We start from the raw sequence: 18,889 nt of genomic DNA, 5'->3' as shown, positions 1-18,889 counted from the left end.
GTACCGAATGACCACCGCCGGAGACATCATGCACCGCGGCGCCCAGTGGATCCCCGCCCACGAAACCCTGGACCGGGCCGCCCAGATGATGCGCGAACTGGGCGTCGGCGCCCTGCCCATCAGCGACGAGAACGAACGGCTCTGCGGCATCCTCACCGACCGCGACATCGTCGTCGGCTGTGTCGCCATGGGCCACGACCCGTCCCGGGTCACCGCGGGCGACATGGCCCAGGGCACCCCGCGCTGGATCGACGCGAACGCCGACATCAGCGAAGTCCTCCGGGAGATGCAGCAGCACCAGATCCGCCGTCTCCCCGTCATCGAGAACAAGCGGCTCGTCGGCATGATCAGCGAGTCCGACCTCGCCCGGCACCTGGCCGACGACCAGATCGCGAGCTGGGCGGAGAGCGTCTACGCCAAGAGTCCCACGCGCTGAGCCGCCCCACCTGCCCCGAGGGCGCGCGTCACAGCCAGCCGTTGCGCCGGAAACCCCGGTGCAGCGCCAGGCAGGCGACGGATATGACGCCGATGATCAGGGGATAGCCGAACCGCCACTGCAGCTCCGGCATGTGGTCGAAGTTCATGCCGTACATCCCGCACACCATCGTCGGCACGGCGATCACCGCGGCCCAGGCCGTGATCTTCCGCATGTCCTCGTTCTGAGCGACCGTGACCTGCGCGAGATGCGCCTGAAGGATGGAGTTGAGCAGCTCGTCGAAGGCGGCGATCTGCTCAACGGCGCGCAGCAGATGGTCCGAGACGTCCCGGAAGTACGCCTGTATCTCCGGGTCGACCACGCGTATGGGCCGCGTGGCGAGGTCCTCCAACGGGCGGCTCAGCGGCACCACCGCCCGCTTCAGCTCCAGCAGTTCACGCTTGAGCTGGTAGATCCGGCCCGGATCGACCCGGGCGCCCTGCTCGGCGAAGACGGCCGTCTCGACCTCGTCGATATCCCTGTGCACCGAGTCGGTGACGGACAGATAGTCGTCGACCACATGATCCGCGATCGCGTGCAGCACCGCCGACGGTCCCTTGGCGAGCTGCTGCGGTTCGGACTCCAGCTCCTCGCGCAGCGGGCCCAGCGAGCCGTGCCGCCCGTGCCGTACCGTGATCACGAAGTCCTCGCCGACGAACACCATGATCTCGCCCGTGTCCACCACCTCGCTGGTGGCCGTCAGCACGTCGTGCTCGACGTAGCACACCGTCTTGAACACCGCGAAGAGCGTCTCGCCGTACCGCTCCAGCTTGGGCCGCTGATGGGCCTCGACGGCGTCCTCGACCGCCAGCGGGTGCAGGTCGAACAGCTCGGCGATGCCGGCGAACTCCCGGTTCGTCGGCTCGTGCAGCCCCAGCCAGACGAAGCCCACGCCGCTCCTGCGCACCTGCCGCACCGCATCGACCAGGTCGCCGCCCGTGGGGACCCGGCAACCGTCCTGATACGTCACGCAGTTGACCACCGAGGAGCCCAGCGGGGACCGGGCGGGGTGGCTCAGGTCGACGCGCGGGCGCCGCCGGGCCAGCCGCGCCACTCTGCGCAGGCCGCTCACGCCGCCGATGCTCGTGACCTTCCGCAGATTCCCTGCCATGGACATCTGGATCTCCTTGCGTGGACACCCTCGCCGCGTCTCCGCGCCCTGGTCGGGCCAGTTTGCCAGCACGGCGCGAACGGCGGACGAGCCTGTGGAAACGGAATGTTCCGCTTTGGTCCCGTGGTGCCCCGACGCGCTCCGCCGCGTTCCGGGCTGTGAACAACCGCCGGGCGCGTGTCCCGTCGGAGCGTCGCCCTCTATGGAAAACCGGGGCAACTGGGATGATCGGGGTATGATGCGAACCGACGGGCACCTCCTCGACGACCGGCCTGCCGACGCGGAGCGCTTCACCGCGTTCGCCGCGATCTTCGACTCCACGACCTTCCGGCATCTCGAAGCCCTCGGCGTCGGACCGGGCTGGCGCTGCTGGGAGATCGGCGCGGGCGGCACCTCCGTCGCGTCCTGGCTCGCGAAGCGGGTCGGCCCGACCGGGCGTGTCCTCGCCACCGACGTGGACGTTACACGGTTCGCTGGGGCCGCCCGCCCACCGGTCGAGGTGCGCGTCCACGACGTGTGCGCGGACAGCCCGCCGGGGGAGGGCTTCGACCTGGTCCATGCCCGCCTCGGCCTCACCCGGGTGCGGGACCGGGAACAGGCGCTGCGGTCGATGGCCAGGGCGCTGCGCCCGGGCGGACGGCTCCTGGTCGAGGACGCCGACCCGGCCCTGCAGCCACTGCTCTGCCCCGACGAGTTCGGCCCCGAACAGCAGCTCGCCAACCGGCTGCGGCACGGCTTCCGCCAGATGCTCGCCGACCGCGGGGCCGACCTCGCCCACGGCCGCAAGCTGCCCCGGCTGCTGCGCGCGGCCGGACTGCGGTGCGTGGAGGCCGACGCGTACTTTCCGCTCGCCTCACCCGCCTGCGCCGCCCTGGAGGACGCCACCATCCGCCAGATCCGCGGCCGGCTCGTCACCGCGGGTCTGGCCACCGACGAGGACATCGACCGCCACCTCGCGAACGTGGCGTCCGGCGCCATGGACCTCACGACCGCCCCGATGATCTCCGCGTGGGGGCGCAAGGGATAGGGGGCAACAGGCACGGGCCACAGCGGCACAAGGCCTGCAACAGGCATGACCCGCGCCGACCCTGCGGACGGCCCAGGATCACGACCCGCCGGCCTTGCGGACGGCCCGGGGCTCATGACCCGCCCGGATCTTGCGGACGGCCCCCGGATCATGGCCTGCCCGCGCCTTGCGGACGGCCCCGAGACCGGTCAACCCGTCCCTCCCCGCCGTCAGCCCGGTGCCGGCGGCCTGCCGCCCACCCGCTCCACCGCCCGCGCCCCCGCCCGGCAGCCCTCTCGCGCCGCCTCCTGCGCATCCGCGCCGGCGAGCAGCGCGGCCAGGAACGCGCCCGTGAAGGCGTCCCCGGCACCCGTGGTGTCCCGAGGCGTCGCGGGGACGGCGGCGACATGGGCCGACATGCCGCCGGAGCGGGACACCAGCGCACCGTCCGCGCCCTGCTTGACGACCACCAGCGGCACGCGCCGGCTCAGCTCGGCCGCCGCGTCCTCCGCCCCGGACCGCCCCGTCAGCAGACACGCCTCGTCGCGGCTCGGCAGCAGCACGTCGACGTCCTCGACGAGCGCCAGGAACCGGTCCGCCCCCAGGTCCTTGATGAAGCCCGCGGACGCCGGGTCCAGGCTCACCGGCACGCCACGCGCGCGTGCCGACGCCACGGCCGTCGCCACCAGCGCACGGCTCGGCTCGGAGAACAGCAGATAGCCCGACAGGTGCAGGCGCCCGACACCGTCGAGGAGCGCCTCCGACCAGTCGGCGGGCCCGAGCCGCAGGGAGGCGCCGCTGTCGGTCAGGAACGTCCGTTCGGCCGCCGCGCCCGTGTCGACCAGGCAGATCACCGTCCCCGTCGGCGCCTGCTCATCGACGACCAGCCGCGGCAGCACCCCGTGCGCGGCGAGCTCCCGCTCGTGCCACGCCACGGCCTCCGCACCCACCCGGCCGAACATCCGTACCTCCGGGCACCCCCAGTGCGCCGCCCAGCAGGCCACGTTCGCTCCGGCGCCGCCCGGCACCCGCCGGATCACCGCAGCCGTGTCCGTGCCCGCGGCGAGCGGTCCCCGGTGCCGGGCCACGACGTCCGTGATCACGTCCCCGACGACCAGCAGCGCACCGCCCGCCCCCGGCCCGGTCATGCCGCGGCCCAGGCCGCCGCGATCCGTGCCGCAAGCCGTACGTTGCCCCGCACCGCGGCCAGATTGGCGCTCAGGGAGGCACCGTCGGTGTGCCGCACCAGGTAGTCGAGCAGGAACGGGGTGACGCCCTGCCCGGTGACTCCCTCCTCCCCACACGCGCTCAGCGCCTCGCCGAGCACACGCGCGTGCAGCCCCGGGTCGAGTTGCTCCTCCTCCGGCACCGGGTTGGCGACGATCAGCGCGGACTCCGGCACCCCGAGCGCGTCCTGGGCCCGCATGACGTCCGCCACCTGATCCGGCGTGTCGAGTCTCCAGTCCACCGGGTGACCGGAGTCCGACAGATAGAAGCCCGGGAAACGGTCCGTGCCGTACCCGGCGACCGCGACGCCCAGCGTCTCCAGGCGTTGTAGCGTCGCCGGCACGTCCAGGATCGACTTCACTCCCGCGCACACCACCGTGATCCGGGTGCGCGCCAGCAAGCCCAGGTCGGCCGACTCGTCCTGCGTGACGGTCCACTGCCGGTGCACACCGCCCAGCCCGCCCGTCGCGAACACCCGTACGCCCGCCAGAGCCGCCAGCAGTGCCGTCGCCGACACCGTGGTCGCGCCGCTCGCCCCCGACGCCACCGCGAGCGGCAGGTCCCGGTGCCCCAGCTTGCGGATCCCGTCCTCGTTGGCGACACGCTCCAACTGCCCCTTGTCCAACCCGACATGGGGCCGCCCGTCCAGCACGGCGATCGTCGCGGGCACGGCACCCTCCTGCCGTACGGCCGCCTCCAGCTCCAGCGCCACCTGGAGATTGCGGGGGCGCGGCAGACCGTGCGCGATGATCGTGGACTCCAGCGCCACCACCGGACGGCCCGCGCCGATCGCCTCCCGTACCTCTTCGGACACCGTCAGCACCACGCGACTGCCTCCTGCTCTGTCGGTCTTCCCTCATCTCTGGCGGATGGCGTACCGGGTCAAACCCTTGCCGTCGATGCGGACCGGCATGAGCCTGGAGACATGACGGACAACACGCCACGTCTCGACCACGTCGTCCTCTGGGTGCGGGACCCGGTCGCAGCGGCCGAGTTCTACGAGAAGGCGCTCGGCATGGAACCGCTGCGCGTCACCGAGTACGCCGCGGGAACCGCGTCCTTCCCCTCCGTACGGCTCAACGAGGAGACGATCTTCGATCTGGCGCCGCTCACCATGGCGGAGCGCATGACCATGGTCCCGGGCGCCGCCGACAGCGCGGGCCACCCCGTCAACCACGTCTGCCTGGCCCTGGCACCGGACGACTTCGACGCGCTGCGCGACCGCCTGGAACGACAGGCCGTCCCCGTGTCGGACTTCACCCACGACGCCTACGGCGCCCGGGGCATGGCCAGGCGCAGCTTCTACTTCCGCGACCCGGACGGCAACGTCTTCGAAGCGCGGCACTACACCTGATCCGGGCCGTCAGAACAGCGGCTCGGGCAGCACACCCTCCAGGGCGAGCAGCTTCCGCTTGGTCTCCAGCCCGCCGCCGAAGCCCCCGATGCCGCCGTCGCTCTCCACGACCCGGTGGCAGGGCACCACCACCGGCAGGGGGTTGGCGCCCATCGCCATGCCCACCGCCTGGGCGGCCCCCGGCTGGCCGACCCGCCTGGCGAGGTCGCCGTAGCCGACGACCGCGCCGTACGGCACGCCGGCCGCCAGCTCGCGCAGCACCTGGCGGTTGAAGCCCGAGATCAGCGACCAGTCCAGCGGCAGCTCGAAGGCGCGCCGACGGCCCGCGAAGTACGCCTCGACCTGCGATATCGCCTCGGCCAGCAAGGGGGAGCCGGGCGCCTCGACGGGCCGGCCGCCCAGCCGGGACGCGAGTCGGCCGAGCGCCCGGTCGCGCACCGCGTCCGCGGCGTGGAACACGACGTTGACCAGGCCCTCACGTGTCGCGGCGAGCAGCAGCGGACCGATGTCGGTGCCGACGACGGTCCACACGGCCTGCTGCTCCGCCTGCCCATGGCTGTCCATGCGCCCACCGTACGATCCGCCACTGACAACGCCCCGCCGGCCGCCCGGTGCGGGTCAGTCGCCGTCCACCGCCGCCCGCACCACGTCCGGCTTGTTGGTGATGATCCCGTCGACTCCGTACCCGGCGACCCGCTGGGCGGTGGCCGCGTCGTCGACGGTCCAGGTGAAGACCTCCAGCGGCCTGCCGTGCGGCCCGGTGAAGGCCTGGACGGCGGTCACGTATCCCAGGGACACCGAGCGGTACGACGGGTTGATCTGGTCGGCGAAACGGGCGTACGCGGGCAGGGCCGCCACGGGCGGCGCACCGAGGAATCCGGTCTTGACGGCGGGCTTCAGCTCGTGGACGGTCCGCACGCTGTCCGCGCTGAAGCTCTGCACGATCAGGCGGCCCGCCACGTGCCGCCGGTCGAGCCAGCCCTCGTTGCTGAGCACCTTGAGGGTCTGCCTCTCGATGCCGGGGTACAGCTGCGGGTTCTTGATCTCCAGCAGCAGCTTCTGGTGGTGCTGGTCCACGCGGCGCACGTACTGCTCCAGCGTCGGCACGCGCGCGCCCGCGTACGCGCGGCCGAACCAGCTCCCCGCGTCGAGCCGTGCGATCTCGGCGGCGGTGAAGTCCTTCACCTTCCAGGGGGCCCGGCCGGGGAAGACCTCTTCGACGTTCGTGGTGCGGGCCAGGCTGTCGTCGTGGATGACGACGAGCTTGCCGTCCCTGGTGCGCTGGACGTCGTTCTCGACCCAGCGGAAGCCCAGCTCGGCCGCCTTGTCGACGGCGGCCAGGGTGTTCTCCGGCGCGTACGCGGAAGCGCCCCGGTGGGCGATCACCCGTGGCGGGCCGGCCTCGGCGGCCCCGGCGCCCGGAGCCGGCAACAGAGCGGCGACGGTTCCCAGGAGCGCGGTGGTCGTGGCGGCAACTGCGCGCGCGTGCATGCGTACTCCTCGCGTCGAGCGATCACGGACAGCTCAACTGTGACAGCTGTCGGTCAACGGGAGAGGGGCGCAGGATGGCCACGGGGTGAAGGGCGGGGCCACAACTCCACACGCCTGGGCAGCACAAGTGGGTCAAGGCCGTGTTTCTTTGCCGGATAGTCGTTCGACCATTCCGGTGGGCGTCATACTCTCTGCGTCAACCTCGACCGCCCAGGCGGTCCGGGGAGGGGGGACACAATGGGGGAATCCGGGACGTAAAAAAGGCGGAAGGGCAGCCGCGCATGCAAGGCACGGTCGACGACTTCAGTTACGGACTCGTCACACCGCTGGTGGCGTACCTCATGGCCTGCCTCGGCGGTGCCCTCGGCCTGCGCTGCACCACCAGATCGCTGCTGGTGACCCGGTCGTGGCGACCCGGCTGGCTCGCCCTCGGGTCGGCGGCGATCGGCTCCGGCATCTGGACCATGCACTTCGTCGCCATGATGGGGTTCACGGTCGAAGAGGCGCCGATCCACTACGACAAGCCGATGACGTACGCGAGCCTGGGCGTCGCCATCCTCATGGTGGGCATCGGGATCTTCATCGTCGGCTACCGCGGCGCGAAGGGCACGGCCCTGTTCACCGGAGGCACCATCACCGGCCTCGGCATCGCCTCGATGCACTACCTGGGCATGGCCGGGATGCAGCTCGACGGCGAGTTCCGGTACAACACGGCCACCGTCGCCGCGTCCGTCGTCATTGCCATGGCCGCGGCCACCGCCGCGCTCTGGGCGGCGTGCCAGATCAAGGGTTTCCTGTGGAGCGTGGGCGCCAGCCTCGTGATGGGGCTCGCGGTCAGCGGCATGCACTACACGGGCATGGCCGCCCTCAGTGTCCACCTGCACGGCACGGGCGCTCCCGCCACGGGAGAGTCGCCCGCGACCCTGCTCGCGCCGATGCTGCTCGGCCCGCTCGCCTTCCTCTTCCTCGCCGGCGTCGTCGTGATCTTCGACCCGCTGATGGTCATGGGGCGCGTCGCCGTCCCGGCCGTCGAGGACAAGCCGGGCGTCCCGGCCGACCAAGTGGTCCACCACCCCGGCCGCCCCCGTCGGCCACTGCGGGTCCGCGGCGTCGGAACCCCGCAGAACCGCTGATCACGCCGCATTGTCAGTGGCGGGTCGTACGGTTGATTCCATGCGGCCCGTTTCAAAGATCGAACGCACGGTGGCGCCCTTCGAGGTCGTCAGCCCCTACCAGCCCAGCGGCGACCAGCCGGCGGCCATCGCCGAGCTCGCCCGGCGCATCGAAGCCGGCGAGAAGGACGTCGTCCTGCTCGGCGCGACCGGCACCGGCAAGTCCGCCACCACCGCGTGGATGATCGAAAAGCTCCAGCGTCCCACGCTCGTGATGGCGCCGAACAAAACGCTGGCCGCCCAGCTGGCGAACGAGTTCCGCGAGCTGCTGCCGAACAACGCCGTCGAGTACTTCGTCTCGTACTACGACTACTACCAGCCCGAGGCGTACGTCCCGCAGTCGGACACCTACATCGAGAAGGACTCCTCGATCAACGAGGAGGTCGAGCGCCTGCGCCACTCCGCGACGAACTCGCTGCTCACCCGCCGCGACGTCGTTGTGGTCGCCTCGGTCTCCTGCATCTACGGCCTCGGCACGCCGCAGGAGTACGTGGACCGGATGGTGCCCCTCCGGGTCGGCGACGAGATCGACCGGGACCACCTGCTGCGGCGCTTCGTCGACATCCAGTACACGCGCAACGACATGGCGTTCACCCGCGGCACCTTCCGCGTCCGCGGCGACACCATCGAGATCTTCCCGGTGTACGAGGAGCTCGCCGTCCGCATCGAGATGTTCGGCGACGAGATCGAGGCGCTGTCCACGCTGCACCCGCTCACCGGCGAGATCATCAGCGACGACCAGCAGCTGTACGTCTTCCCGGCCTCCCACTACGTCGCCGGTCCCGAGCGCATGGAGCGGGCCGTCAACGACATCGAGAAGGAACTGGCCGAGCGGCTGGCCGAGCTGGAGACGCAGGGCAAACTCCTGGAGGCCCAGCGCCTGCGGATGCGCACCACGTACGACATCGAGATGCTCCGCCAGATCGGCTCCTGCTCCGGCGTGGAGAACTACTCGATGCACTTCGACGGCCGCCTGCCCGGCTCCCCGCCCAACACCCTGCTGGACTACTTCCCGGACGACTTCCTCCTCGTCATCGACGAGTCGCACGTCACCGTCCCGCAGATCGGCGCGATGTACGAGGGCGACGCCTCCCGCAAGCGCACCCTCGTCGACCACGGCTTCCGGCTGCCCTCCGCCCTCGACAACCGCCCCCTGAAATGGGAGGAGTTCCAGGAGCGCGTCGGGCAGACGGTCTACCTGTCGGCCACCCCGGGGCAGTACGAACTGTCCCGCTCGAAGGGCGTCGTCGAGCAGATCATCCGCCCGACCGGCCTGGTCGACCCGGAGGTCGTCGTCAAGCCCACCGAGGGCCAGATCGACGACCTGGTGCACGAGATCCGCAAGCGCGTCGAGAAGGACGAGCGCGTCCTGGTCACCACCCTCACCAAGAAGATGGCCGAGGACCTCACGGACTACTTCGTGGAGCTCGGCATCCAGGTCCGCTACCTGCACAGCGACGTCGACACCCTGCGCCGCGTCGAACTGCTGCGGGAACTGCGCAGCGGCGAGTACGACGTCCTGGTCGGCATCAACCTCCTGAGGGAGGGCCTCGACCTGCCCGAGGTGTCGCTGGTGGCCATCCTGGACGCCGACAAGGAGGGCTTCCTGCGCTCCGGCACCTCGCTCATCCAGACCATCGGCCGCGCCGCGCGCAACGTCTCCGGCCAGGTCCACATGTACGCCGACAAGATCACCCCGGCGATGGAGAAGGCCATCGACGAGACCAACCGGCGCCGGGAGAAACAGGTCGCGTACAACAAGGCGAACGGCATCGACCCGCAGCCGCTGCGCAAGAAGATCAACGACATCGTCGCGCAGATCGCCCGCGAGGACGTCGACACGGAACAGCTGCTCGGCTCGGGCTACCGCAAGTCCAAGGACGGCAAGGCCGCCAAGGCACCGGTGCCGTCCCTGAGCGCCCACCAGGCCGGCGGCAAGGCGGCCAGGGGCAAGGGGAAGGCCAAGGCGGCCGACACCGTGCCCACGGACCGCCCCGCCGCCGAACTCGCCGGGCAGATCGAGGATCTCACCGCACGCATGCGTGCCGCCGCGGCGGACCTCCAGTTCGAGATCGCGGCCCGGCTGCGCGACGAGGTCTCCGAGATGAAGAAGGAATTGCGCCAGATGAAGGAGGCAGGCCTGGCCTGACGGCAGGCCGCACGCGGGCGGCGCCGGTCGCCGCCCGGGCACCGGCTCCGCCCATCGGCCCCGGTGGTCCCGCTCGGCCCGCGCTGTGTTGCAAGAGCGACACAAAGTGCGGACCGGGGTACGGCACTGTCAGTGGTCGTGCGTAGGGTTCTGGTCAACCGCGACTTCGCGGCAACAGGGGACAGTTCGAGAGGGGAATCAGCGCGTGACCGTCAACATGACCAAGGGTCAGGCCATCAGTCTGCAGAAGAGCGACGGCGGCAGCCTGACCGCGGTGCGCATGGGTCTCGGCTGGCAGGCGGCTCCCCGGCGCGGCCTGTTCGGTTCGCGTACGCGGGAGATCGACCTGGACGCCTCCGCCGTTCTGTTCGCGGACAAGCAGCCGGTCGACGTCGTCTTCTTCCGCCACCTGGTGAGCGACGACGGCTCGGTGCGCCACACCGGCGACAACCTCGTCGGCGGTGTCGGCCAGGGCGGCGACGACGAGGCGATCCTCGTCGACCTGCAGCGTCTCCCGGTCCACATCGACCAGCTCGTGTTCACCGTGAACTCCTTCACGGGCCAGACCTTCCAGGAGGTGCAGAACGCGTTCTGCCGTCTGGTGGACGAGACCAACGGCCAGGAGCTCGCCCGTTACACGCTCGCCGGCGGCGGCGCCTACACGGCCCAGATCATGGCGAAGGTGCACCGCTCGGGCCCGGGCTGGACGATGACGGCCCTCGGCACTCCGGCCAACGGCCGCACGTTCCAGGACCTGATGCCGTCCATCCTGCCGCTGCTCTGACGGCGGCCCGGCCGACCGGGGCCGGCGAGCGGTACACAACATCACACGAGTGACACAGGGGGAAGGCGATGACGGCCGAGCTGGTGCGGGGGCAGAACCACCCGCTCACCCAGACCCGTCTCGAGATCCGGGTCTCGGCCGGCACGCCGATCGTGGCCGCGGCCACGCTCAGCGACGAAGGCGGCCGGGTCAACGGAGTGGAGTGGGTGGCCCACCCGGGCACACCCGCCCTGCCGGGTCTTGAGGTGTCCCGGCAGGCAGCGGCCGACCACCGCCTCGCGGTGGACCTGGACGCCATGCCGGACGCCGTGCACCGGGTCAACGTGCTGCTCGCCCTGCCCCCCGCCGACGGGGGAGGCCCGGTCCGCTTCGGCGCCGTGGCCGCCCCCTTCGTGGCCGTCACCGGCCTCGACGGCACGGAGGTCGCCAGCTACACCATCACCGGCCTCGACGCCGAGACCGCCGTCGTCGCCCTGGAGCTGTACCGGCGGCTGGACGCCTGGAAGGTGCGAGCCGTCGGCCAGGGCTACGCGGGCGGCCTCGCCGAACTCCTCACCGACCAGGGCATGGCCGAGGCCCACCAGCTCTCCGCCGGCATCAACGAGGCGGTGGCCGGCGGCCTGGCCCGCTCGGTGTCGGCGTCCCCGCCGCGCACGGCGGACACCGACCGCTCACGGCAGACGGCGGGCCAGGCACCCGGACCGGACCACGCCGGCCCCGCCACGCAGGGCGCCCCCGCCACGCAGGCATCGCCGTACGGCCATCAGGGCGCGCCCGGCCCGCAGCCGGCGTACCCCGGCGGGGCGGATCAGTCCGGCGGCCCCCAGCCGTCGATGCCCACCGCGGGCGGTCCGGTCAACTACAGCCACCCGGGGCGGCAGACCTCCGCCCCGCCGCCGCCCCCGCCGACCGCGCCCCCGGCCCAGCCCGGGCAGCCCGCGCGGCCCGTCGCGGGCGACGCCACCGGCTGGTCCATGGACGAGCGGCTCTACAACCAGGTGTGGGGCATGTTCGAGGACCTGGCCCGCACGACCGCCGCGTACCGCAGCGCCGTCGACTTCGCCGACTCCCGCATGGAGAAGGAACTCGACCAGGTGCTGTCCGATCCGCGCAGCCGGATCGGCGGGCAGGGCGACGCCGCGCGCGAGGCCGCCCGCGCCCGGCACACCCAGCTCGTCACGCAGGCCAGAGAGGCCCTCGACCGGGACCTCGCCCAGCTCACCGACGAGGCCCAAGTCGTCGAGCCCGCGCTGCCGGCCGCGTTCGCCCGCTGGGACAGCCCCGTCTGGCACGGCTACCGCGTGCCCATGGAGATGCCCATGGCCCTGCGGCTGGGCGACCTCCACGTGCCCGAGGCCACCCAGGTGCGCATCCCGATGCTGGTCCGGCTGCCGCTGGAGCGCGGGCTGTGGCTGGACAGCGGCCGGGCCGGTTCGCCGGACGGCACCTTCACCGACTCGCACGAGCTGCACCGGCTGGCGCTGGAGTCCGCGGTGGCGCACGTCGCGCGGCTGCTCGCGGTCCACCCCGCGGGCGACTTCTCCGTGCACGTCATCGACCCGGCCGGCTCGGGAGCGCAGCCCCTGGCACCGCTGGTGCGGAGCGGGGTGCTCGCCAGCCCGCCCGCGCAGGGCGCGACCGGTGTCGCGGACGTCCTGGCACGGCTCACGCAGCGCGTGGACCTGGTGCAGATGGCGGTGCGCGGCGGTGCGGCCGACGCGCTCCCGCCCGACCTGGACCTGGCCCAGCAACTCCTCGTCGTCAACGACTTCCCGCACGGTTTCGACGACCGGGCCGTGAACCAGCTGCGGTACCTCGCCGACGAGGGGCCGGCCGTCGGTGTCCATCTGATGATGGTCGCCGACCGGGAGGAGTCCGCCGGCTACGGGCCTTTGCTCGACCCGCTGTGGCGTTCGCTGCTGCGACTGACGCCCGTGCCCGACGATCACCTGGCGGACCCGTGGGTGGGGCACGCCTGGACGTTCGAGCCCTCCATGCCGCCGGGCGGCAGCCAGGTGCTCCAGCAGGTGCTCAGCCAGGTCGCGGCGGCCCGCCGCGCCTGGAAGCGGTGACGTCCACGGCCTGCACCAAGCACGCGTAAAGCGCCTCCCACCAGGTAACTTGGCTTTTCTTTTACTTACCTCTTTACCTTTCCTTGAGGATTGGGGTACCGTTTTCCGTACGGAGGGGAGTACTCCCTGTCTGCTGCGGCGTACCCGTCAATACGGATCTGGCCAGATCCCGGGGCGTCGGCCCGTGGGTTCCGGGCGCTTCACGCGCTCCGGTCGCCCGGGGTGGAAGAGACCTCCGGCAGCGACGACGCTGACATTTGCCGTTACGACTGCCGGAGGCGCAGTGCATGTTTCCCTGACCCTGTGGGTCCTGACCGTTGTGGGCCTTGCCGCCCTGATCGCGGTCGACTTCTTCATCGGCCGCAAGCCGCACGACGTATCGATCAAGGAAGCCGGAATCTGGACGGTCGTCTGGATCGTCCTGGCCGTCCTCTTCGGGCTCGGACTGCTCGTCTTCGGCGGCGGGCAGCCCGCGGGTGAGTTCTTCGCCGGCTTCATCACCGAGAAGTCGCTGAGCGTCGACAACCTCTTCGTCTTCGTCCTGATCATGGCGAAGTTCGCGGTGCCGTCGCAGTACCAGCAGCGGGTGCTCCTCATCGGCGTGCTCATAGCCCTGGTCCTGCGGGCCGTCTTCATCGCCGCGGGCGCCGCCATCCTCGCCAGCTTCTCCTGGGTGTTCTACCTCTTCGGCGCCTTCCTCATCTGGACCGCCTGGAAGCTCATCCAGGAGGCCAGGGCCGACCAGGAGGACGAGGAGTACGAGGAGAACAAGCTGCTGAAGGCCGCCGAGCGCCGCTTCGGCGTGGCCGACCGCTACCACGGCACCAAGCTGTGGATCCAGGAGAACGGCAAGCGGGTCATGACGCCGATGCTGGTCGTCATGCTCGCGATCGGCACCACGGACGTGCTCTTCGCGCTCGACTCGATCCCGGCGATCTTCGGACTGACGCAGGACCCGTACATCGTGTTCACCGCCAACGCGTTCGCGCTGATGGGTCTGCGGCAGCTGTACTTCCTCATAGGCGGCCTGCTGAAGAAGCTGGTCCACCTCAGCTACGGCCTGTCGATCATCCTCGGTTTCATCGGCGTCAAGCTGGTGCTGCACGCCCTGCACGAGTCCGGGGTCCACGTCCCGGAGATCAGCATCCCGGTCTCCCTCGGCGTCATCTGCTCGGTGCTGATCGTCACCACGATCACCAGCCTGCGGGCCTCCAGGAAGCAGGCTGCGGCCGACGCCGCGCAGGGCGGGGACGGCGGCGTGCCGAAGGACAGCGTCGACGCCTGACGGCACCGGTCGCCGGAGCGACAGCGGCCCGGAGACCGACCGCGCATGCGGCACCGGGAGCGGACGGGAGGGACCACCGCCCGCCGCTCCCGGTGAGTGATCGTCGCCGGAGTGCGGGTCACCACCGCCTCTGCGACGATCGCCGCATGGTCACTCGGCTCCGGGCGCTCGTGACTCGGTGGACGACCGCCGTGCCCGTGCTCGCGGTCGTCCTGCTGGTCCTCACCTGGGGACGCGACCTGCCCGGCGCCGTCGTCGCGCTCGTCACGGTGACCCTCGCGGGGGCGGTGCTGGCCGCCGTGCACCACGCGGAAGTGGTCGCGCACCGGGTCGGCGAACCGTTCGGCTCACTGGTCCTCGCCGTCGCCGTCACGATCATCGAGGTCGCCCTGATCGTCACCCTCATGGTTGACAGCGGCGGCACGTCCTCGACCCTGGCCAGGGACACGGTCTTCGCGGCCGTGATGATCACTTGCAACGGCATCGTCGGCCTGAGCCTGCTGTCCGCCTCGCTGCGCCACAGAACCGCCGTCTTCAACTCCGAGGGCGCGGGCGCCGCACTGGCGACGGTGGCGACCCTGGCCACGCTCAGCCTGGTGCTGCCGACGTTCACCACGAGCAGGCCGGGCCCGGAGTTCTCCGGCGTCCAGCTGACCTTCGCCGCGGTGTCCTCACTGACCCTGTACGGCCTGTTCGTGGCCACCCAGACCGTGCGGCACCGCGACTACTTCCTGCCCGTCGCCCGGCAGGGCGGCGTCATCGACGTGGACGGCCACGCCTTGGCACCCGGGCCCCGCACCGCCCTGATCAGCCTGGGGCTGCTCGGACTCGCGCTGATCGGCGTGGTCGGACTGGCCAAGGGAGTGTCGCCCACCATCGAGTCCGGCGTGGGCGCGGCCGGTCTGCCGCACGCCGTCGTGGGCGTCGTCATCGCACTGCTCGTCCTCCTGCCCGAGACCATCGCCGCGCTGCGTGCCGCCCGCCGCGACCGGGTGCAGACCAGCCTCAACCTCGCCTTCGGCTCCGCCATGGCCAGCATCGGCCTGACCGTCCCCGCCGTCGCCCTGGCCACCGTCTGGCTGTCCGGCCCGCTCGTCCTCGGCCTCGGTGCCACCCACATGGTGCTGCTCGCCCTCACCGTGGCGGTGGGCTCCCTCACGGTGGTGCCGGGCCGGGCCACGCCGCTCCAGGGAGGGGTCCACCTGGTGCTGTTGGCGGCGTATCTGGAGCTCGCGATCAACCCCTAGCGGCGGGCGAGGACGCGACTTTCGCCGCCGGCGACGGCTCCGGGCGCGTTTCCGGCAGCAGCGCGAAGCACGCCAGGCTGACCAGTGCGACCCCCGTCAGATACGCGGCCACGCCCCAGGGGACCCGGCCGCCCTGCTCGGCCAGCGCCGTCGCCACGATCGGCGTGAGCGCGCCCCCGAGAACCCCGCCGAGGTTGTAGCCGACCGCGGCGCCCGTGCAGCGCACCCGCGGCTCGTACAGCTCGGGAAGATAGGCGGCGATCACGGCGAACATCGTGAGGAACGCGAGCATCGCGCCGAGGAAGCCGAGGAACATCTGCAGCGGCGCCCCGGTGGACAGCAGCGCGACCATCGGGAACATCCACAAGGCGGCGGCCGCGCACCCCAGCATGCACATCGGCCGTCGTCCGAAGCGGTCGCCGACGAGCGCCGCGACCGGGGTGAGCACGCCCTTCACCAGCACCGCCGCCATGATGCAGGTCAGCACGGCCCCGCGGCTCACCCCGAGCCGTTCGGTGGCGTAGGCGAGCGACCAGGTCGTCACCGCGTAGAAGACGGCGTATCCGACGGCGAGGGCTCCGGCCGTCAGCAGGACGAGGCGCCAGTGGTCGCGCACCACCTCGACCAGCGGCACGCGCGCGTGGTCGTCGATGCCGAGGAAGCCGGGACTCTCGGCGAGCGAGGAACGCAACCACAGACCCGCCACCGCGAGCACCCCCGCCGCCCAGAACGGCACCCGCCAGCCCCAGTCGGCGAACTGCGCCGCGGACAGCGACGCCGACAGGCCGAGCACCACGCCGTTGGCGAGCAGGAAGCCCAGCGCGGGCCCGGCCTGCGGGAAGCTCGACCAGAGCACGCGCCGGTGGGCGGGCGCGTGTTCCACGGTCAGCAGGACCGCGCCGCCCCACTCCCCGCCGAGCCCGAGTCCTTGCAGAAACCGCAGCACCAGCAGCAGCACGGGGGCGGCCACGCCGATCGTGTCGTACGTCGGCACACAGCCGACCGCGACCGTCGAGGCGCCCGTCAGCAGCAGCGACGCCACCAGCACCGGCCGCCTCCCGTGCCGGTCGCCGATGTGCCCGAACAGCACCGAGCCGAGCGGTCGCGCGACGAACCCGACGCCGAACGTGCCGAACGCGGCCAGCGTCCCCGCGAGCGGCGAGAACGTCGGGAAGAACAGCGGTCCCAGGACCAGCGCCGCTGCGGTGCCGTAGACGAAGAAGTCGTAGAACTCGATGGCCGTGCCGGCGAGCGAGGCGGTGGCCGTCCGGAGCATGGAGGGCGCCCTCACGGTGCGTACGTCGTGCATGCACGGTCAACTACCCACGGTGATCAACGGTTACGGGGGCGCGCAGGCGTGGGGGACATGCGGGTATGTGCCGCGGACGCGCCGGGCAGGACAGTCCGTGCCGACTGGGACGACGCCGGCTGCCGCCTGCGCGCACCGTGATAGACCGGTGCCGAGCAGGGCCGTCGCCGGGCGGCCCGACCCCGAAGGACCGGAGGAACCGTGCCCCGCACCCTGGCCAGCGCCCCGATCATGATCCTCAACGGCCCCAACCTCAACCTGCTCGGGCAGCGTCAGCCGGAGATCTACGGCTCCGACACCCTCGCCGACGTCCAGGCGATGTGCGCCAAGGCGGCGGCCGCGCACGGCGGCACGGTGGACCTGCGCCAGTCCAACCACGAGGGTGAGCTGGTCGACTGGATCCACGAGGCACGTCTGCACCACTGCGGGCTCGTGATCAACCCCGGCGCCTACTCGCACACCTCCGTCGCGATCCTGGACGCGCTCAACGCCTGCGACGGGCTGCCGGTGCTGGAGGTGCACATCTCCAACATCCACCGGCGGGAGCCGTTCCGGCACCACTCCTACGTGTCGCTGCGCGCCGACGGGGTCATCGCGGGGTGCGGGGTGCAGGGGTACGTGTTCGCCGTGGAGCGGGTGGCGGCGCTGGCCGGGGCCGGGCAGGCCGCCACGTAGGCGCTCCTAAGGATCACGCGGGGCGACCGGGTTGCCGCCCTGTGGACCGCGTGCGCCCGTACGCCGGGTGCGCGCGGGGCGCGGACATCTGAGAGGTGTTCCACCCGGGGCGCGCGCCGCGGCGTTCACCAACCGCGTGCGCGCCACTCCGGCAGGTGCGGGCGCTCCGCGCCGAGTGAGGTGTCGTTGCCGTGCCCCGGGTAGACCCAGGTCTCGTCCGGCAGCACGTCGAAAATCTTGGTCTCCACGTCGTGGATCAGACTGGCGAACGCCTTCGGGTCCTTGAACGTGTTGCCCACGCCGCCCGGGAAGAGGCAGTCGCCGGTGAACAGGTGCGGGTGGCCGTGCGGGTCGTCGTAGACGAGGACGATCGAGCCCGGCGTGTGCCCGGTCAGGTGGCGCGCCGTGAGCTGCACGCGCCCGAACCGGATGACGTCGCCGTCGTCGACGAGGACGTCGGTCGGTACGGGGATGCCCTCCGCGTCGTACCGGCCCGCGTAGGTGCGGGCGCCGGTGGCGGCCACGACCTCGGCGAGCGCCTGCCAGTGGTCGCCGTGCCGGTGGGTGGTGACGACGGAGGCGATGCCGTCGTCACCGATGGTGCCCAACAGCGTGTCCGCGTCGTTGGCCGCGTCGATCAGCAACTGCTCGTCGGTGGCCCGGCAGCGCAGCAGGTAGGCGTTGTTGTTCATGGGGCCGACCGCGACCTTGGTGATCATCAGGTCTGCGAGTTCGTGCACGTCGGCGGGCCCGCCGACCGTGACCTCTCCGCTGTACGTCATGCGCGTCAGCCTATCGCCGGGGAGGCCGGCGGAACGGGCCCACCGGGAGACGGCTACAGCGGCGGGAGCGCGGGCAGCGGGCCGCCCTCCACCGTGAGCCCCGACCCGTCGCGCCGGCCGGCGAGCCAGCCGAGCAGGTCGGCGGGCGACCCCGTGACGGTGATCCGCGGCTCGCCGGCCTCCCGGCCCGTGCGCCACGCGTGCGTGCCGTCCGTCAGACGGGTGGGCGGCACGTCGGGGTGCCCGGTGAAGCGGTCGGCGAGGAACTCGATCTCCCGCTGAACGAACTCCTCCGGGAGATCCTCCAGCTCGTAGCCGATCCCGAGGTCCACGTGGTGCAGCTCCACCTCGACCCAGCGCCGGAACGGCACCCGGGCCGCCGTGTCCGTCACGCCGTTGCGCAGCTCCACGGTGCGCGACCAGTCGGCCGGCTCGGCCCCCACCTCCTGGAAGCGGGCGGCGCTGTCGCGCAGGTCGGTGAGCTGGACGTCCAGCGCGCGAGGGGCGCCCTGGTCGATGTCGGCGTCCCGGGCCTCGGCGGAGACGTACATGGGCCGGCCCCGCAGGACGTTCACCAGGGCGTCCGCGTTGCGGGCGAGGTGGGCGAGGACGTGGCCGCGGGTCCAGCCGGGCAGCCGTGAGGGTTCGGTCACGGAGGCGTCGTCCAGTGTGCCGATGGCGGTGAGCAGCCGCTCGGTCGCGTCACGTACAGACGCCAGGTCATGAGCGTGATCAATCATGGTGCTGACC

18 protein-coding genes are annotated in these 18,889 nt (G+C 71.7%); 10 read left to right on the top strand and 8 right to left on the bottom strand.

What is annotated here, in order from left to right; all coding sequences use genetic code 11:
- The first annotated feature begins 7 nt into the window (after positions 1–7).
- Positions 8–436, top strand: a complete 429-nt coding sequence (locus AB0M97_RS04495; RefSeq protein WP_365959226.1) for a CBS domain-containing protein — start codon at positions 8–10, stop codon at positions 434–436.
- A 28-nt stretch (positions 437–464) separates the two neighbouring features.
- Here the strand turns inward: AB0M97_RS04495 and AB0M97_RS04490 are convergent, their stop codons facing one another.
- The gene (locus AB0M97_RS04490) at positions 465–1,592 is read right to left on the bottom strand and encodes a magnesium and cobalt transport protein CorA (RefSeq protein WP_365959225.1); all 1,128 of its coding nucleotides are present in this window, start codon (positions 1,590–1,592) and stop codon (positions 465–467) included.
- A gap of 229 nt (positions 1,593–1,821) precedes the next feature.
- On the opposite strand from AB0M97_RS04490, the gene AB0M97_RS04485 reads away from it, so the two are divergent.
- The gene (locus tag AB0M97_RS04485) at positions 1,822–2,613 is read left to right on the top strand and encodes a methyltransferase domain-containing protein (protein ID WP_365959224.1); all 792 of its coding nucleotides are present in this window, start codon (positions 1,822–1,824) and stop codon (positions 2,611–2,613) included.
- 209 nt (positions 2,614–2,822) lie between these two features.
- Here the strand turns inward: AB0M97_RS04485 and AB0M97_RS04480 are convergent, their stop codons facing one another.
- Positions 2,823–3,740 (bottom strand): sugar kinase, encoded by a 918-nt coding sequence (locus AB0M97_RS04480; RefSeq protein ID WP_365959222.1) that lies wholly within the window; start codon positions 3,738–3,740, stop codon positions 2,823–2,825.
- The gene (locus AB0M97_RS04475) at positions 3,737–4,645 is read right to left on the bottom strand and encodes a pseudouridine-5'-phosphate glycosidase (protein WP_365959221.1); all 909 of its coding nucleotides are present in this window, start codon (positions 4,643–4,645) and stop codon (positions 3,737–3,739) included. The genes AB0M97_RS04480 and AB0M97_RS04475 overlap by 4 nt, the downstream gene beginning before the upstream one ends.
- A gap of 99 nt (positions 4,646–4,744) precedes the next feature.
- Here AB0M97_RS04475 and AB0M97_RS04470 point away from each other — a divergent pair, with 99 nt between their 5' ends.
- Positions 4,745–5,173, top strand: a complete 429-nt coding sequence (locus tag AB0M97_RS04470; protein WP_365959220.1) for a VOC family protein — start codon at positions 4,745–4,747, stop codon at positions 5,171–5,173.
- 9 nt (positions 5,174–5,182) lie between these two features.
- Here the strand turns inward: AB0M97_RS04470 and AB0M97_RS04465 are convergent, their stop codons facing one another.
- Positions 5,183–5,737, bottom strand: coding sequence for a methylated-DNA--[protein]-cysteine S-methyltransferase (locus AB0M97_RS04465; protein WP_365959219.1), 555 nt, complete (start codon positions 5,735–5,737; stop codon positions 5,183–5,185).
- Positions 5,738–5,791: 54 nt separating this feature from the next.
- The gene (locus tag AB0M97_RS04460) at positions 5,792–6,664 is read right to left on the bottom strand and encodes a glycerophosphodiester phosphodiesterase family protein (protein ID WP_365959218.1); all 873 of its coding nucleotides are present in this window, start codon (positions 6,662–6,664) and stop codon (positions 5,792–5,794) included.
- 281 nt (positions 6,665–6,945) lie between these two features.
- Here AB0M97_RS04460 and AB0M97_RS04455 point away from each other — a divergent pair, with 281 nt between their 5' ends.
- The 6 genes from AB0M97_RS04455 (at position 6,946) to AB0M97_RS04430 (ending at position 15,373) form a co-directional block, all read left to right on the top strand.
- Positions 6,946–7,797, top strand: coding sequence for an MHYT domain-containing protein (locus tag AB0M97_RS04455; protein WP_365959217.1), 852 nt, complete (start codon positions 6,946–6,948; stop codon positions 7,795–7,797).
- Positions 7,798–7,837: 40 nt separating this feature from the next.
- A complete protein-coding gene (gene uvrB / locus AB0M97_RS04450; protein WP_365959216.1) occupies positions 7,838–9,985 on the top strand; it encodes an excinuclease ABC subunit UvrB in 2,148 nt (715 codons plus the stop codon).
- A 205-nt stretch (positions 9,986–10,190) separates the two neighbouring features.
- Positions 10,191–10,769 carry a TerD family protein gene (locus AB0M97_RS04445; RefSeq protein ID WP_365959215.1) on the top strand — a complete coding sequence of 193 codons (579 nt, stop codon included), beginning with the start codon at positions 10,191–10,193 and terminating at the stop codon, positions 10,767–10,769.
- 68 nt (positions 10,770–10,837) lie between these two features.
- Entirely contained in the window at positions 10,838–12,841 is a 2,004-nt protein-coding gene (locus AB0M97_RS04440) for a TerD family protein (protein WP_365959214.1), read from the top strand.
- A 283-nt stretch (positions 12,842–13,124) separates the two neighbouring features.
- A complete protein-coding gene (locus AB0M97_RS04435; RefSeq protein ID WP_365959213.1) occupies positions 13,125–14,126 on the top strand; it encodes a TerC family protein in 1,002 nt (333 codons plus the stop codon).
- Positions 14,127–14,272: 146 nt separating this feature from the next.
- Positions 14,273–15,373 carry an ionic transporter y4hA gene (locus tag AB0M97_RS04430; RefSeq protein WP_365959212.1) on the top strand — a complete coding sequence of 367 codons (1,101 nt, stop codon included), beginning with the start codon at positions 14,273–14,275 and terminating at the stop codon, positions 15,371–15,373.
- Here the strand turns inward: AB0M97_RS04430 and AB0M97_RS04425 are convergent.
- Positions 15,363–16,649, bottom strand: a complete 1,287-nt coding sequence (locus AB0M97_RS04425; protein ID WP_365959211.1) for an MFS transporter — start codon at positions 16,647–16,649, stop codon at positions 15,363–15,365. The two genes, AB0M97_RS04430 and AB0M97_RS04425, sit on opposite strands and share 11 nt — an antisense overlap.
- A 234-nt stretch (positions 16,650–16,883) precedes the next feature.
- Here AB0M97_RS04425 and aroQ point away from each other — a divergent pair, with 234 nt between their 5' ends.
- Positions 16,884–17,357 carry a type II 3-dehydroquinate dehydratase gene (aroQ, locus tag AB0M97_RS04420; RefSeq protein ID WP_365959210.1) on the top strand — a complete coding sequence of 158 codons (474 nt, stop codon included), beginning with the start codon at positions 16,884–16,886 and terminating at the stop codon, positions 17,355–17,357.
- Positions 17,358–17,482: 125 nt separating this feature from the next.
- Here the strand turns inward: aroQ and AB0M97_RS04415 are convergent, their stop codons facing one another.
- A complete protein-coding gene (locus AB0M97_RS04415; RefSeq protein ID WP_365959209.1) occupies positions 17,483–18,139 on the bottom strand; it encodes an MBL fold metallo-hydrolase in 657 nt (218 codons plus the stop codon).
- 53 nt (positions 18,140–18,192) lie between these two features.
- A complete protein-coding gene (locus tag AB0M97_RS04410) occupies positions 18,193–18,879 on the bottom strand; it encodes a maleylpyruvate isomerase family mycothiol-dependent enzyme (RefSeq protein ID WP_365959208.1) in 687 nt (228 codons plus the stop codon).
- Positions 18,880–18,889 lie beyond the last annotated feature (10 nt).

It is taken from the genome of Streptomyces sp. NPDC051207 (assembly GCF_040682395.1).
In the GTDB taxonomy this organism is placed as follows: Bacteria; Actinomycetota; Actinomycetes; order Streptomycetales; family Streptomycetaceae; genus Streptomyces.
The sequence above is the reverse complement of the archived record's forward strand: the minus strand, read 5'-3'. Positions and strand labels throughout refer to the sequence as shown.

Coding starts and splice junctions, on each gene's coding strand:
- AB0M97_RS04495 (WP_365959226.1), top strand. CDS start 8: ATGACCACCGCCGGAGACATCATGCACCGCGGCGCCCAGTGGATCCCC.
- AB0M97_RS04490 (WP_365959225.1), bottom strand. CDS start 1,592: ATGTCCATGGCAGGGAATCTGCGGAAGGTCACGAGCATCGGCGGCGTG.
- AB0M97_RS04485 (WP_365959224.1), top strand. CDS start 1,822: ATGATGCGAACCGACGGGCACCTCCTCGACGACCGGCCTGCCGACGCG.
- AB0M97_RS04480 (WP_365959222.1), bottom strand. CDS start 3,740: ATGACCGGGCCGGGGGCGGGCGGTGCGCTGCTGGTCGTCGGGGACGTG.
- AB0M97_RS04470 (WP_365959220.1), top strand. CDS start 4,745: ATGACGGACAACACGCCACGTCTCGACCACGTCGTCCTCTGGGTGCGG.
- AB0M97_RS04465 (WP_365959219.1), bottom strand. CDS start 5,737: ATGGACAGCCATGGGCAGGCGGAGCAGCAGGCCGTGTGGACCGTCGTC.
- AB0M97_RS04460 (WP_365959218.1), bottom strand. CDS start 6,664: ATGCACGCGCGCGCAGTTGCCGCCACGACCACCGCGCTCCTGGGAACC.
- AB0M97_RS04455 (WP_365959217.1), top strand. CDS start 6,946: ATGCAAGGCACGGTCGACGACTTCAGTTACGGACTCGTCACACCGCTG.
- uvrB (WP_365959216.1), top strand. CDS start 7,838: ATGCGGCCCGTTTCAAAGATCGAACGCACGGTGGCGCCCTTCGAGGTC.
- AB0M97_RS04440 (WP_365959214.1), top strand. CDS start 10,838: ATGACGGCCGAGCTGGTGCGGGGGCAGAACCACCCGCTCACCCAGACC.
- AB0M97_RS04430 (WP_365959212.1), top strand. CDS start 14,273: ATGGTCACTCGGCTCCGGGCGCTCGTGACTCGGTGGACGACCGCCGTG.
- AB0M97_RS04425 (WP_365959211.1), bottom strand. CDS start 16,649: ATGCTCCGGACGGCCACCGCCTCGCTCGCCGGCACGGCCATCGAGTTC.
- AB0M97_RS04415 (WP_365959209.1), bottom strand. CDS start 18,139: ATGACGTACAGCGGAGAGGTCACGGTCGGCGGGCCCGCCGACGTGCAC.
- AB0M97_RS04410 (WP_365959208.1), bottom strand. CDS start 18,879: ATGATTGATCACGCTCATGACCTGGCGTCTGTACGTGACGCGACCGAG.